This window comes from Chondromyces apiculatus DSM 436 (genome assembly GCF_000601485.1).
Classification (GTDB): Bacteria; Myxococcota_A; Polyangia; order Polyangiales; family Polyangiaceae; genus Chondromyces; species Chondromyces apiculatus.
Map to the genome: position 1 here is coordinate 1 of NZ_ASRX01000087.1, position 14,544 is coordinate 14,544.

The window sequence follows — 14,544 nt, forward strand, 5'->3', positions numbered from 1 at the left end:
AGAGGGGGTGGGCGCGCCAGAGGAGGTGGGCGCGCCGGAGAGGGTGAGGTGGGGGCCAGAGGGGGTGGGCGCGCCAGAGGGGGTGGTGGCGCCGGAGAGGGTGGGCGTGCCAGAGGGGGTGGGCGCGCCGGAAGGGGTGGGCGCGCCGGAGGGGGTGGGCGCGCCGGAGGGGGTGGTGGCGCTCGCTGTCGCAGGGGTGTCCAGTGGGCGCGCGTGGGAGAGGGTGGCGGCGTCGCTGGAGAGGGTGGCGTCCGGGGGCGGCGGCGGGTCGGTGAAGGGGCGGCGCGCGTGCTTGCCGAGCCAGGTGACCGCGATGGAGCGGCCCGTGACGTCGGTCTCGGCGCCCTGCGCGGTGGCCCAGCGGCCGAGGGCTTCGCCGAGGGCGTCCATGCTTTGCCAGCGGAGCTGGCGGTCCTTGGTGATGCCGCGTTCGAGGATGTGCCAGAGGTCGTCGTCGATCTCCGCGAGCGCCGGCGGGGGCTCCGGGGCGTCTTCGAGGATGGCGGCGAGCAGGGCGTTGTAGGTCCTGCCGCCGAAGGGGAGCCGGCCAGTGATCGCTTCGTAGAGCACGATGGAGAGGGACCAGACGTCGGCGCGATCGTCGATGTCCTCCTGGCCGCGGGCCTGCTCCGGGGACATGTAGGCCGGGCTGCCGATGGCCGCGCCCTCCTGGGTGACGCGGATCTCGTGTTCGCGCTGGCGGAGCTTGGCGATGCCGAAATCGACGACCTTGGGGAGGAGCGCGCCGCGCTCGTCGGTGGCGAGGAGGATGTTCTCGGGCTTGAGGTCGCGGTGGACGATGCCCTTCGCGTGGGCGGCGGCGAGGGCGCTCACCACGGGGAGGAGGGTCTGCACGGCGGCGAGGGGCGGGAGGCGCTTCTTGCGCAGGAGCAGGGCGCGGAGGGGCTCGCCGCGGATCCATTCCATGACGATGAATGGCTCGCCGTGCTCGGTCTCGCCGAAATCGAAGACGCGGACGATGGACGGGTGATCGACGCGCGCGGCGGCGTGGGCCTCGCGCATCAGGCGCTCGGAGGAGACCTCGGTGGCGGTGTCGCGGCGGATGAGCTTCACGGCGACGTCGAGGTCGAGGGCCTCGTTGTGGGCCTGCCAGACGGCGCCCATGCCGCCCGTGCCGAGGATGCGTACCAGGCGGTAGCGGGAGCCCACCAGGGCGCCGGGGTGCTGGCTCGGAGGAGGAGGGAGGGCGAGGGTCTCGGCGGGAGAGGCCAGGGTCGGCGCCATCTTGGGATCTGTCGACTGCATCGTGGGCGGTGGCGTCTTGCTGGCAGTGTGGCGCGGTGTCGCGTGGCGTCGCGTGAAGCCTCGACGGCGCGCGCAGGTCCTTCGAGCGTCGACTGTATCCCAGGTGCCTCCGTCCGGACCACCGGAGCCGTGCCATGGACACCCGTCAGGAAGGCGATGTCGTACCACGTCCCCTGGATCCGGGGATCGCGGTGGTCGCCGCGTTGCCGCGGAGATCTGGCGCGAACGGGAGGTTGCTGGAGCAATTTCGGCTGCTACCGGATCGCCTCCCTCCGGACCGTCCACGGACGCGCTGCCGCGGGGGGGCGATGGTGTCGCGTGTCGCTGGACGTTCGCCACGCTGGCCGGGAAGTTATGCCCATTCAGCGCTGATGCGCGCTCTCCATTTCCTCTGCAATGCGAGCATCCGCTCTCGGCGCGCAGCATCCAATGCCCTAGCGCAGGGTCCACGTCGCCTTGCACCGTCCGCACCACTTCGAATTCGACGGGGTACGTGGCCAGGACGGTGAGGAGTTTCGAGGCGATGCTGCGGCCCGCGTACCTCGACCTATGGATACCACCTCCGAACGCGATAACGAACACGTGCACACGTCGTCCCAGCCGAGCTTTGCCGCCGATAGGGTGATCGCGGAGCGATACCAGCTCCTCCATCGCATGGGCGGCGGCCCGGCGGGCGAGGCATGGACGGCCCTCAACGTCTTCACTGGCCGCGAGGTGGCCGTGAAGGTGCTCCTGGCCCCGGGCGACGAGCTGCGGCGCAGGCTCGATCGCGAGGCCCGCTCGTGCGGGACGCTGCGCCACCGGAACGTGGTGGAGATCTACGATCTGGTCACGCTGGAGAGCGGAGCCATGGTGCTGGTCCAGCAACTCCTCAAGGGAGAGCCGCTGGCCGAGCTGCTGAGCCGACGGGGACGCATCGCGCCGCCGCTGGCCGCCCACATCGGCCGGGAGGTGGCACTGGGGCTCGCCGCCGTGCACGGGATGGGCGTGGTGCACCGGAACCTGACGCCCTCCAGCGTCTTCCTGCACCGCGAGACCGAGGACGGGCCTCCGATCATCAAGCTGCTCGACGTGGGTCTGGGCCTGTCGCTGGACGGCTCACCCGCCGAAGGCGCGTCGACCGCGCGGGTGAACGAGCTGCTGCCCTACATGAGCCCGGAGCAGATCTGCATGCCGGCCGACGTGGACTCGCGGTCGGATCTGTGGGGCCTCGGCATGCTGCTCTTCGAGATGCTGACCGGCCAGTACCCGTTCCAGAGGCATGGCGACAGCAGCGCGCTGCTGATGCAGATCCTGCAGGGGGACATCACCCGGGTGTCGCGGGTCGCGCCGCACGTGGTGCCGGGGCTCGTCGACGCCGTGGCCGGGTGCCTGTGCCGCGACCGTGACCACCGTCAGGGGCCCGCGGAGCAGGTGGCGAAGACGCTCGCGCCCTTCGTGGGAACCGGCGACCCGTGGCTGCTCGCGGGAAGCGCGCTCAAGGCAGGAAACGCGAACGGTGTGAGCGCGGCCAAGGCAGAGCGCGCGAACGGCGCGATCTCGGTCAAGGCAGAGCGCGCGAACGGCGCGGGGCAAGCGGTGAAGGCGAGCGCGGTCGTCGCTGCCAGCCGCGGACCTGCAGGCAACGCTGGCGCCGGGAGCGGTGCCGGGCCTGCCGGGAGCGCCGGGAGCGGTGCCGGGCCTGCCGGGAGCGCCGGGAGCGCCGGGAGCGCCGGGAGCGCCGGGAGCGCGGGCAATGCTGGCGGCGCGGGCAGCGCTGGCGACGTGGGCAACGCGGGCAGCGCCGGGCACGCGAGCGGCGGCCGTCCCGTGGGGAACGCCGGGAGCGTGACCCGCGCGGGGAGCGCCGTGCCCGCTCCGCCTCCGAGCCCGCTCTCCGGAGCCGCGCCGAGCGTGCAGGGGACCGATGCGCAGGGGAGAGAGAACGACGACGACATCACCAGGCCGTTCTGCGCGTCGATGATCGGGCTCAAGCCGGCCGTTGCACCCTCGCCCGCCTCGATGCGCGCGACGCCTCCCGCCTCGGTGCGCGCCGAGGAGCCGGTGTCGATGCGCTCGGAGCCGCCCATCTCGGTGGCAGTGTCCTCGGAGGTGCCGTCAACGTCACCGTCGCCAGGGAGCGCAGACGCCGTGGCGAAGGAGGTGGTGACAGACGACGACGACGAGAAGACGCTGCCCTTCCACTCGTCGATGCTGGACGCGCTGGCGCTGCCTTCCGTGCGCGTCTCGCAGGATCCTGCGTCGCCGTTCTCTCCGCTGCCCCTGGCCGCCCTGAAGGAGATCGCGGCCGCCGTGGGGGTGATGAAGCCTCCGGCAGCGCCCGCTGATCCGGCGGCGTTGGGGGGAGGCACGCCTCCGCCGCTTCCACAGGCGTCGCCAGCGACGGCCACACCCTCGCCGATGCTGGCTGGACTGGCGCCTCCACTCCCGATGGGGGCAGCGCTGGCACCCCCGGCGGCGCTGGCACCCCCGGCGGCGCTGACACCGTCGGCACCACAGGGAGCGTCGGCGCCGCAGGGAGCGTCCGCACTGACCACGCCCCTGCCGTCGGGCCCGCCAGCGCTGACGCCGCCCATGCCGCTGGGCGCTCCGGCGCTGGCGGCTCCTGGTGCTCCCTCGCCGTTCGGTCGGTCAGTTCCGGCGCTTCCTGCGCCGCCGGCAGTACCAGTGTTTGCAGTCCCCGGGATGCAAGGCGCGCCGGCACCGGGGCGGCTCGCACCAGCCGTTGCAGCGAGCGCGGCGGGCGCGGTAGACGCAGTGGGCGCAATGCCGCCCGGTCTGCCGTTCGCGGCGCCCGTGCCCTACAAGGCGCCCGGAGGGCTGCCCATGCTGCCACTGGAAGCGGCACTGGCCGCGCAGGCGCAGGCGTCGAGCGCCGCGATGCCGACCCCGGTGCCCCAGGGGCCTCTGGCCACGAAGCGGGCCTCTGCGCTGCTGAACCGTCCGGCGTTCCTGGCGATCGCGGGGCTGTTCGTGACGGTGCTGGGTGGGGCAGGGGCGCTGTTCATGCTGCTACCCCAACCCTCCCCTGCCCTGGCGCGCGAGCTGCCGCGCATGGAGCTGCCCGTGGCGGTGACCTCGGCTGCGCCGGCTGCGTCTCTGCAGGCCGAGGCGCCCGCTGCAGCGCCCGCCGTGGAGCCGTCCGAGCTTCCCTCGGGAGAGCCTTCGGAAGCGATGAAGGTGCGGGAGATCATCCTCGATGAGGAGCCCGAGGAGTCCGGCGAGGCAGCCCCGCCGGCCGCGGCAAAGAACCCCCACCATGCCCGAGAGGCGGCGCGTCCAGGCGCAGTGTCCGCGGGCGCGCCCGCGGCAGCCCCCGCCGACAAGGCAGGGCCCGCGTGGTGCAAGCGGCCGCGCTACGTGCACCGCGGTCAGTGCGTGAGCAAGCCTCCCTCCCTGTAAGGTACTGCGTACCCTGGCTCAGGGACCTTCGGTCCCTACGCTCCCGATGGTCGCTACCCCCGTGACTTCGCGCGAACGCCGCGCCGAGGACCTGGGACGAACTCCAAGGAAACCCAGCGCGCGACGCTGCGACAAAGGGCACTGCGTGGCGGTTGGCGAGAGCGGTCCGCGCGAGGGAATGCGAGTTCCCTCGTGGAGACTCGGAGTGGGGGCCCCGACGAGCTTTGCTCGGCGAGGGGCGGGGGCGCGAGCCCCTGCCGTGTAAAAACCTCAGTGTACGGGGCGGGCGTGGCTCTGGGGGTGGACCGCGGTGGGCGTCATCGGGTGCGAGGTGGTGCGGCCACGCGCTGCGAGGAGAGAGGCGCTGGCGAGGATGAGCAGCGTCGCGAAGACGCCGAGGTGAAGCCACACGGCGCGCGGGGGCGCGGTGCGGGAGACAAGGGGCGCCTCGGAGTCCCCCGCGGTGAGGACGGCGTTGCGCCATCCCGGCCTGGAGGGCGGGGAGAGGGGCGTCCTCCGGCTGGACACGGGGCCGAGGGAGCGGGTCGCGCCAGCGGCAGATCCGGGCGGCATGCCGGGAGTCGAGGCCTGGCTGCGCCGCAGCAGCCGTTGCAGGAGGGACGAGGTGTCGCCTGGACGCGGTGCGCGTTGCGGCCGTGGCGTGCGCCGCAGCGGGAAGTCTTTCATCCGCTGGAGGAGAGGGCGGGTGAGGAGCAGCGCGCGGGCGATGCCGCTGTCATCTTCGGGCAGGTCGGCGAGGCGGAGCACGAGGTCGTCAGGACCGAAGTCGTCGGGAGGGGAGGGGACGAAGGCGACGGAGAGGCCTCCCGCGATGTCGACCCTGCTGCCGAAGGTGATGGCCGTCCAGCGCTGGCCAGACCGGTAGAGGATGGCGGCGATGCGCGAGGCGGCGCGGGCGATGCGCGCGAAGGTGTGGTCTCCGTCGAGGAGGAGGAAGATGCGGCGCGGCCGGGTGTCGGTGCTGCGGGAGAGGTGCCTGGCGAGGGTGCTCGCGCGGAGAGAGGGCAGGTCGTGGAAGCCGGCGAAGTACCAGGCGAGGAAGTCGGGGACGTCGGCGGGAGACGTGGCCATGGCGTGCACATACTGGCGGTGGAAGGCCTCGGGGGTGCACTGGCCTGCGCCGCCCAGGAGGTGGCCGTGGAGGGTGAGCGTCGCGGCGAGGAGGGCGTCGGCGGTGAGCTCGCGGTCGACGGCGACGATGGCGTGGGCGAGGGGCGGGTCGGGGCGCCCGAGGCTGTCGGTCTCGCCGATCATGCGGAGGCCGAAGAGCAAGGCGATGGCGCCGTGTCCGGGCTCGTGCTGGGTGTCGTCGCGGGAGAGGTTGCCGATGGCGAAGGCGAAGGGAGCGCCGCCCGCAGGGTCGATGTACGGCATCAGCCGGCCGAGGTGGCCGAGATGGGTGTGGGTGAAGGCTCCCTGGGGCGCTTCGGGGCAGCAGATGAAGTCGATCTGGTGCTCGGGGACGTTGCCGTGGAGGGCGTGGAGCCACGTGGCCCCCTCGGGTGCGCGGTACGGCGGAGGGCCGTAGGTGCCCCTGGGCTCAGCGGGGGACATGGCCCGTCCAGAGGCGCGCGCGCCCGTTCATGGTGATCGCGGCGGTCGAGGGGTGCACCCGGTACGCGGCGAGGGCGCCTTCGTCCGGCGGCGGGAGGAGCGTGGCGCGGGCAGCATGCGGGAGGCGCGCAGCGCGTACAGGGGGCTGGAGGGACGCGCGGGGCGGCAGCAGCGAGGCGCGGGGCGGCGGCAGCGAGCCGGCCGTGGCGATGGTGGGGGCCGGATGGAGGGTGGGGATGGGCTTGAGGCGCTGGAGGAGCTGGGTGTCGTGGCCGCTCTTCGGGAGGATGCGCTCGACGAAGTGGGCGAAGAGGTGGTGGGTGCTGTGGCCGTAGATGGCGGACCCGACGAGGACGCGCAGGTCGATGAGGGGGCGGTACTGTTCGAGGGCGCCGATGAGTTCGCGGTAGCAGGCCCTCGCGGCCTCCTCGACCGCGGCGGACGTGCCGGAGAGGACGTCGGACTTGTTGATGAACAGGACCACCGTCTTGCACGTGGAGAGGTTCTTCGGGCCGAAGAAGAACCGGAGGACCTCCGGCTGGAAGGCGCGGAGCTGGGCGCGGATGCGGGCCTCGTCGACGGCGCTGCCGTCCTTGCCGGCGAGGTCGACGACGAGGAGGAGGCCGTGAATCTCTTCGAGGATCATCTCCTGCTGGGCGTCGACGATGTGCTCTCCGCCCCAGTCGTGGATCTCGAAGACGTGCTCGACGAGGCGCTCGTTCGAGGCAGTCACGCTGACAGTACGCTCGTAACGCTCGGTCTTGGTGCCCTTGAGGGCGCCGAGGTCGATGAGGGGGTTCGCCCACTTGAGGGTGAGCGAGGTCTTGCCGGTGTACTTGATGCCCAGGGTGAGGATCCGGTAGGTCCGCCGCGTGCGCGGGGGGCGGAGGGCGAGCTGCTCGCGGTGCCAGGAGATGTCGCTGTCGAGGTTCACGAGGCACTCCTCCTTCTCCCGGAGCTCGTTCTTCAGCCGGGCGTAATGCCTGGCGATCCGGTCGCAGTCGGCGTTGCGCAGCTCGAGCTCGCGGCGCACCACGGAGACCTCGGTGCGGAGGTCGTCGGCCGCGCTGGCGTGGACGTGATGCTGCCGCCTCTTGCGCAAGGCGTGGAGGGCGAGGACGGCGCCGACGGTCGCGAGGCCAACGAGCGCCAGGCTGGTGGTCACGAGGGTGAACATGGACATGCATCGCTCTCGCCCCGAGGAGTGTCGGCGCGCGTCCCAGGCGGCATGGCGGCGTGGTGCGCCGTCGATCTCCAGGGCGCCGCTTCCTCGGCAGGTATCCTCTGAGATGCCAGAGCGCACGGCAGAGCGCGCGAGGATCGCGCGAACGAGCCTGTCAGCGAGGCTCCTGGTGGCGTCACGCCGCAGCGGGGCGGACGTCGTCGCGCTGGGCGGCGAGGGCGGCGAGGGCGGTGAGGCGGGGGAGGAGCGAGGTGAACTCGAGCTCCGCGAAGATGCGGGAGAGGCCCTCGGTGTCGAGGGGACGAAAGCGCGGTCCAGGTGCGAGCGGGACGTCGTCGCGCAGGGCGGCGAGGTCGCGGAAGAAGACGAGCCGTTCGAGGTGGGGCCGGAGGGCCTCGCGGATGCGCGGCGGGTCCACCGCGTCGATCTGGGCGACGAGGGCGGCGATGCTGCCGAAGCGCTGGAGGAGGCGCGCGGCGATGCGCGGGCCGATGCCGGCGACGCCCGGCAAGCGGTCGGAGGGATCGCCGACGAGGGCGATGTAGTCGGGGAGCAGGGCGGGGGAGAGCGCGTAGCGGGCGACGACGGCCGCCTCGTCGTAGAGCGTGGCCTCGACGCCGCGGGCGACGTAGAGCATGCGCGCGGGGCCCTTCACGGTCTGGAAGCAGTCGCGATCCCCGGAGACGACGAGGGGGCGCTGGCCTCTCTCGGCGAGTTCGCGGGCGAGGGTGGCGAGCACATCGTCAGCCTCGAAGCCGGGAGACGAGAGGGCGGCGAGGCCGGAGGCCTGGATGAGGCTCGGCAGCCGTTCGAGCTGCTCGCGCGCACCCTCGGGGCGGGGCGCCTCGCTGCGGCCCTGCTTGTAGCCCTCGAAGCCCGTATGCCGGAAGGTGGGCTCGGGCAGGTCGAGGGCGAAGGTGCCGCCGAGGGGGCGCTGCTCGCGGAAGAGCTTGAGGAGGAGCACGCTGAGGCCATAAAGGCCCGCGGTGGGGACGCCCGCCCGCGTGGACATGGGTGGAAGGGCATGCATGGCCCGGTAGAACAGGGAGAAGGCGTCGAGGAGGAGGACGGGGCGGGGTTCGTCGCTGGGAGCACTCACCCCGAGAGCATGGGGCGCGGGTCGGCGGCGTCAGGGTGGAGGGCCGTGCGATCGGGCACCGGGGAGGGCCGGGCTCGGAGGTCAGGTGGACTCTGCGGAGGAGTCGGTGAGATCTGCGGAGGAGCGGGTGCTGGCGGCGCGACGCTGACGCCAGCGGGCGAAGCGCCGGAGGGCGAGGGAGAGGCCCGTCCACACCAGGAAGAGGCCCCCGAGAGAGGCCAGGGCGGCGACAGCCTGGCCTGCGACGCCGAGCGCCTCACCCGTGTGCAGGAAGCGCATCCAGCGGCGGGCTTTGTGGCCCGTGGAGTACGCGGCGAAGTCCTCGCGGGCCACGACGGCGCCGGTGTACGGGTCGAAGGTGAGCTGGGGCGAGGCGAAGAGGGGCCACGGGTCGCGGTCGCGCACGGAGATGCGGACCGCGTCGGCGGGTCGCGTCGCGGGTGGCGGGGCGGGAGGCGTGGAGGAAGGCGCAGCATCCGCGCGGGAGGGCGGGGGACCCTCGGGGAGGCGCACGGTGATCTGCTGCCAGGGCGGCGCTTGCTGCGCGGCGAGGGCGACGAGCGCGTCGAGGGCGAGGGGCTTCGCGTCGGGAGCCGGGGGAGTGATGACGGGCGCGGGAGGCTGGCCGGGAGGCTCGCTGCCGGTGACGGTGTAGACCAGGTTGGAGGCCCACTTGTAGGAGATGACCATGCCGGTGGCGGTGAGCACGATGAGCACCGGCGCGCTCCACAGGCCGATCACGTTGTGCCAGTTGAAGTCGCGCGCCTTGCCGTCGAGGTGGCGCTTGAACCAGAGGACGGCGCGCACGTTGCGCCAGGTCCACTTGCGGGGGAACCAGAGGTAGAGGCCGGTGATGGCGAGGACGAGGAAGGCGGCGTTGCTGACGCCAGTGACGGCGCGGCCGAGGTCGCGGTTCTCTCCCTTGGCGCCGAGCCAGCGGTGGAGGTCCTCCATGAGGCGGAAGAAGCCCGTCCAGCGGGGCGCGGCTTCGCCGAGGACCTGGCCAGTGTAGCCGTTCACCTGGTGGGTACCCGCGCGGCCGAAGGCGACGGCGACCGTGGCGTTCGGGTCCGCGTCGAGGGTGATCGCGGTGGGGCGCGCCTCGCGCGTCTCGGGAGAGGCAGCGCGTACACGCGCGAGGATGTCCTCCAGAGGGAGGCGCGCCGCTCCGGGAGACGGCGGCGGTGCGTGCCGGGTCTCCTGCGAGGCCCACTGCATGATCTGGGGCTTGAAGGCGAGGGCGACGCCGGTGAACGACATCAGCGCGATGACGAGGCCAGCGATGGCGCCGGCGACGAGGTGGGTCCAGAAGATGGCTTTGCGCAGGGGGAGCGTCATGGGGAGCGGGGGCCGCCAGGCGATGGTGGAGGGACGGTGCGGGGGCCTCCTCGGGGGCAGAAGCCTACGGCGCGCGGGCGCTGGCGATTAGGGGGAGCTGGCCGGCGAGAGTGTTCGTCGACGCGAACAATGAGCGGCCGGGCTCCTCACACCAGCAGCTCGATGCCGCGGGTGAGGTAGTCGCGGGCGACCACCATGTCGTGCACCTCGTCGGGCCCATCGGCGATGCGCGCGGCGCGGCTGTGGCGGTACCAGGCAGCGAAGGGCATGTCGTCGCTGAAGCCGAGGCCGCCGTGCATCTGGATGGCGTCGTCGAGGACCTTGAGCAAGGTGCGGGCGACGTGGTTCTTGGCCATGGAGGAGTACGGGCGCGCCTCGGTGCCCTTGCCCTGTTCGATCATCCAGGCGCAGTGAAAGGTCATCAGGTTGCCGGCATGGATGGCCGCGGCATTCTCGGCGATCATTTTCTGGATCATCTGATGGCGCGCGAGGACCTGGCCGAAGCTGTGGCGGGTGGAGATGTACTGCTTGCACAGGTCCAGGGCGCGTACGGCGAGGCCGAGCCAGCGCATGCAGTGGGTGAGGCGCGCCGGGACGAGGCGCTTCTGGGCGAGGCGGAAGCCGTCGCCAACCGCGCTGAGGACGGCATCGTCGCCGACGCGGACGCTGTGGAAGCGCAGCTCGGCCTCGCGGTGGGCGAGGAGGGGCTCGGCCATGACGGGGATGTCGCGCACGTGCTCGACGCCCTCGGCGTGGCGGTCGACGAGGAACATGGTGGCGCCACTCCTGGGGTCGTCGCTGGTGCGGGCCATGACGATGAGGAAGGCCGCGTCGCCGCCGCCGGTGGAGTACCACTTGTGGCCGTCGATGACCCAGCCATCCCCGTCCTTCGTGGCGCGGGTGCGGAGGTTCGAGGGGTCGGCGCCCGCGCCGGGAGCAGGCTCCGTCATGCAGAAGGTGCTGGTGATCTCGCCAGCACAGAGGGGCTTGAGCCAGCGGTCCTGCTGGGACTTGGAGGCAGCGCTGAGGAGGAGGTCCATGTTGCCCTGGTCGGGGGCATCGCAGTGGAAGACGCGAGCGCCGATGGGCGAGCGGCCCATCTCGCGGAAGAGGGCGCACATGCCCATGATCCCCAGGCCACGGCCGCCATGCTCGGGGGGCAAGTGCGGTGTCCACAGGCCAGCCGCGCGCGCCTCGGCCTGGAGGCCGCGGAGGGTGCCGTACTGGCGCTCTCGGTCCTCGGCCACGATGGCCGCCTCGGCAGGGATGATCCGTTCGTCGACAAAGGCGCGCACCTCGTGGCGCAGCGCGCGGAGCTCGGGAGATAGGTCGAAATCCATGATGCCCCTGGTCCTCCTCGGGGCCAGGAGACCGCGGAAGCGGGCCGGTTGTCGAGTACTGCGTACCCTGGCGCAGGGACCCACGGTCCCTACGCTCCCGATGGTCGCTACCCCCGTGACTTTGCTCGAACGCCGAGCCGAGGAGCTGGGACGAACCTGGGAAACCGAGTTCAGGCGACGTGGTCAGGTGTGACGGGCGGCGTGTCGGGTGGGGCGGGTGGAGCGGAAGACGCGAGGGGAGCGCCGGTGAGCTGTCGCTCGACGAGGCGGCGGTAGAGTCCCTCCTCGGCCATGAGGGTGGCGTGGGTACCGGCCTGCGCGAGGCGGCCACCTTCGAGGACGAGCACGCGATCGGCGCCCATCACCGTGGAGAGGCGGTGGGCGATGATGAGGGTGGTGCGGCCCTGCATGAGGCGGCTCATGGCGCCCTGGACGAGGTGCTCGCTCTCGGCGTCGAGGGCGCTCGTGGCCTCGTCGAGGACGAGGATCTGAGGGTCCTTGAGGACGGCGCGGGCGATGGCGACACGCTGCTTCTGGCCGCCGGAGAGCTGGGCGCCGCGCTCGCCGACCCGGGTGCGGTAGCCGTCCGGGAAGCGGGTGATGAAGTCGTGGGCGCTCGCAGCGATGGCCGCGGCTTCGACCTCGGCGTCGGTGGCGTCGGGGCGGCCGTAGCGGATGTTCTCGGCGATGCTCGAAGAGAAGAGCAGGGGCTCCTGGGAGACGACGCCGACGCGGCGGCGGAGCCAGGCAGGGGAGAGGTCGCGGAGGTCGCGGCCGTCGAGGAGCACGCGGCCCTCGGTGGGGTCGTAGAGGCGAAGGAGGAGGGAGGCGATGGTCGACTTGCCAGCGCCCGAGGGGCCCACGAGCGCCACCGCTTCGCCGGGGCGGACCGTGAGATCGATGCCGCGGAGCACGGGGGCGTCGGGGCGGGAGGGGTAGGCGAACGAGACGCCCTGGAGGTCGAGGTGCCCCTCCACGTGCCCCGGCTCCTCGCCGGTCGCGAGGGACATGGCCGGGTTGCGGTCGAGCATCTCGAAGATGCGGTCGGCAGCCCCGCTCGCGCGCATGAAGTCGGCCCAGAGGTCGGTGAGGCCGCCCAGGGAGAAGGCGACGAGCAGGGTATACACGAGGAACGAGGTCAGGCCTCCGACGGTGAGTTCGCCCCGCGTCACCAGGCGCCCGCCGTACCAGAGCACCAGCGCCACGGCGGCGTAGCCGGCGAAGCTGGCGATGCCCATGAAGGTGGAGCTGATGCGGGCGCGGCGACGGGCGACGTCGAAGGCCTCCAGGACGGCGGCGGCGTAGCGCCTGATCTCGGTGGGCTCGGCGGCGAAGGCGCGCACGGTGCGGATGCCGGCGAGGCTCTCCTCGGCCACCTCGCTGGAGCGCGCCAGGGCGTCCTGCACCTCGCGGGCGAGGCTGCGGACGCGGCGGCCGTACGCGAAGGCGCCGAGGGCGATGGGAGGGACCACGCCGAGCATGAGCGCGGTGAGGCGGGGCGAGGTGTAGAACAGGAGGGCGACGCCGCCGATCACCGAGGCCACGAAGCGCAGCGCCATGGAGATGTTGACGCTCACGGCGTTCTGGAGGGCGCCGGTGTCCGAGGCGAGGCGGCTCGTCAGCTCTCCGGTGCGCCGCTCGTCGAAGAAGCCGATCTCCTGCTCGAGGAGGCGGTCGAAGAGCTGGGTCCGGAGGCGGGCGACCACGCGCTCGCCGGCGATGGTGAAGATCGCCGCGCGCGCCGCGGTGGCGATGGCCTGCACGAAGAAGACGGCGACGAGCCACGCTGCCGCTTTATCGACCGCGGCGAGACCGGCGCCCCCCTCGCCGAGGGCGCCATCCACGATGCGGCGCAGGACCTGCGGAAAGACCAGGCCCGCGCCGCTCCCCACGGCCAGACAGACCAGGCCGAGGGCGATGCGGCCGCGCTCGGGGCGGGCGAGCGAAAGGATGCGCCAGATGGAGGCGGAGCGTGGCGCAGAGGCCAGGGTCTTCTCGCCGGTGCTCATGAATGGTTATGCTCGCAGGAGAGTCCCGTGAACGCCCTGTACATCGCGCTCGCCGTTCCCTTCTTCGTCGTGCTCATCGGCGCGGAGATGCTCGTCAACCGGCGGCAGGGAGACCTGCGGTACACGTTCCACGACACCATCACGAGCATGAGCTGCGGCTCGGGACAGCAGGTCATCGGCCTCCTGATGGCCGCCGTGGGGTTCGGTGGCTACGCGTTCGTGTACGAGCATTTCCGTGTCGCCACCCTGTCGCCGAGCGCGCCCTTCGCGTGGCTCGTGCTGCTGTTCGGGGTGGACCTCGGTTACTACGTCTACCACTGGGCGAGCCACCGGATCTCGTTCTTCTGGGCGACGCACATCGTCCATCACCAGAGCGAGGAGTACAACCTCTCCACGGCCCTCCGGCAGAGCTGGTTCACAGGCTTCACCTCCTGGATCTTCTACCTGCCGCTCGCGGTGGTCGGCTTCCCGCCGTTGATGTTCCTGGCCATGACCACGCTGAACACGCTCTACCAGTTCTGGATCCACACCCGCGCGGTGGGCAAGCTGGGCTGGCTGGAGAGCGTGCTCAACACGCCCTCGCACCACCGCGTGCACCACGGCATCAACCCGCGCTACATCGACAAGAACTACGCGGGAATCTTCATCCTCTGGGACCGGATGTTCGGCACCTTCACGGCGGAGGTGGACGAGCCGGTGTACGGCACCGTGAAGCCGCTCCGGAGCTTCAACCCGCTGTGGGCCAACGTGGAGCACCTCGCCGAGCTGCTCCACAGGTCGCGCCGCACCCGGCGCCTGCGCGACAAGCTCCTCGTGTGGGTGATGCCACCGGAGTGGATGCCCGCCGATCTGGGAGGCCCGGTGACCGTGCCCGAGGTGAGCCGCGAGGCGCAGCGGAAGTACGCCGTGGTGGTGCCCCGGGGGCTCAACCTGTACGGCGCGCTGGGGTTCGCGGGGATGGTGGCTGCAACGACGCTGCTGCTCTGGGGAGCGGCGCGGATGTCGTTCGCCGAGCTTTCGTGGGGAGCCGGCGTCGTCCTTCTGGGGACGGCGACGTGGGGTGGCCTCGTCGAGGCGAAGTCGTGGGCGGTGCCCCTGGAGTGGGCGCGGCTCGCGGCTGCGGCGGGCCTGGTGGTGTGGCTCGCGCAAGGGACGTCGACGTTCGCGGTGGCATCCGCGGGAGCCGTGGCCGTAGCGCTCGGCCTTTCCCTGTGGGTGGGGCGCTACCTGCGCAGGCGGGTGAGCGAGGCGCCGGCCCTGGTGTCGGCGTCGTGATCCCGGCCGTGCCGCCTCCCCGCGGTTGACGCCCACGCCCCCCTCTGCCATCCCGGC

At 72.1% G+C, this 14,544-nt stretch carries 9 protein-coding genes; 2 read left to right on the forward strand and 7 right to left on the reverse strand.

Features of this window, described 5'->3' with window-relative positions; genetic code table 11:
• On the reverse strand, nucleotides 1–1,266 hold a 1,266-nt coding region (locus CAP_RS55395; RefSeq protein WP_063748812.1), incomplete at its 3' end, for a serine/threonine-protein kinase.
• Between the two features lie 582 nt (nucleotides 1,267–1,848).
• Between CAP_RS55395 and CAP_RS37395 the strand changes: the two genes are divergently transcribed.
• Entirely contained in the window at nucleotides 1,849–4,668 is a 2,820-nt protein-coding gene (locus CAP_RS37395) for a serine/threonine-protein kinase (protein WP_197041519.1), read from the forward strand.
• Nucleotides 4,669–4,938: 270 nt separating this feature from the next.
• Here CAP_RS37395 and CAP_RS37400 read toward each other — a convergent pair whose 3' ends face one another.
• The 6 genes from CAP_RS37400 to CAP_RS37425 form a co-directional block, all read right to left on the reverse strand.
• On the reverse strand, nucleotides 4,939–6,243 hold the full coding sequence (locus tag CAP_RS37400) for a hypothetical protein (protein WP_044249855.1): 1,305 nt from the start codon (nucleotides 6,241–6,243) through the stop codon (nucleotides 4,939–4,941).
• Complete coding sequence (locus tag CAP_RS37405; RefSeq protein WP_063748813.1) at nucleotides 6,230–7,420, reverse strand: hypothetical protein; 1,191 nt, start codon at nucleotides 7,418–7,420, stop codon at nucleotides 6,230–6,232. Before CAP_RS37405 ends, CAP_RS37400 begins: the two co-directional genes overlap by 14 nt.
• A gap of 181 nt (nucleotides 7,421–7,601) precedes the next feature.
• Nucleotides 7,602–8,525: a 5'-3' exonuclease gene (locus CAP_RS37410; protein WP_044249858.1), complete on the reverse strand. Its 924-nt coding sequence runs from the start codon at nucleotides 8,523–8,525 to the stop codon at nucleotides 7,602–7,604.
• Nucleotides 8,526–8,606: 81 nt separating this feature from the next.
• A complete protein-coding gene (locus CAP_RS37415; RefSeq protein ID WP_044249860.1) occupies nucleotides 8,607–9,863 on the reverse strand; it encodes a PepSY-associated TM helix domain-containing protein in 1,257 nt (418 codons plus the stop codon).
• Between the two features lie 146 nt (nucleotides 9,864–10,009).
• Nucleotides 10,010–11,203, reverse strand: coding sequence for an acyl-CoA dehydrogenase family protein (locus CAP_RS37420; protein WP_044249862.1), 1,194 nt, complete (start codon nucleotides 11,201–11,203; stop codon nucleotides 10,010–10,012).
• A gap of 170 nt (nucleotides 11,204–11,373) precedes the next feature.
• A complete protein-coding gene (locus tag CAP_RS37425) occupies nucleotides 11,374–13,212 on the reverse strand; it encodes an ABC transporter ATP-binding protein (protein WP_044249864.1) in 1,839 nt (612 codons plus the stop codon).
• A gap of 27 nt (nucleotides 13,213–13,239) precedes the next feature.
• On the opposite strand from CAP_RS37425, the gene CAP_RS37430 reads away from it, so the two are divergent.
• Nucleotides 13,240–14,487, forward strand: coding sequence for a sterol desaturase family protein (locus CAP_RS37430; RefSeq protein WP_052376671.1), 1,248 nt, complete (start codon nucleotides 13,240–13,242; stop codon nucleotides 14,485–14,487).
• Nucleotides 14,488–14,544: the final 57 nt, after the last annotated feature.

What these genes read in the sequence shown, in the direction of transcription:
- CAP_RS37425 (WP_044249864.1), bottom strand. Translation starts at nt 13,212, where the DNA reads ATGAGCACCGGCGAGAAGACCCTGGCCTCTGCGCCACGCTCCGCCTCC.
- CAP_RS37420 (WP_044249862.1), bottom strand. Translation starts at nt 11,203, where the DNA reads ATGGATTTCGACCTATCTCCCGAGCTCCGCGCGCTGCGCCACGAGGTG.
- CAP_RS37400 (WP_044249855.1), bottom strand. Translation starts at nt 6,243, where the DNA reads ATGTCCCCCGCTGAGCCCAGGGGCACCTACGGCCCTCCGCCGTACCGC.
- CAP_RS37405 (WP_063748813.1), bottom strand. Translation starts at nt 7,420, where the DNA reads ATGTTCACCCTCGTGACCACCAGCCTGGCGCTCGTTGGCCTCGCGACC.
- CAP_RS37415 (WP_044249860.1), bottom strand. Translation starts at nt 9,863, where the DNA reads ATGACGCTCCCCCTGCGCAAAGCCATCTTCTGGACCCACCTCGTCGCC.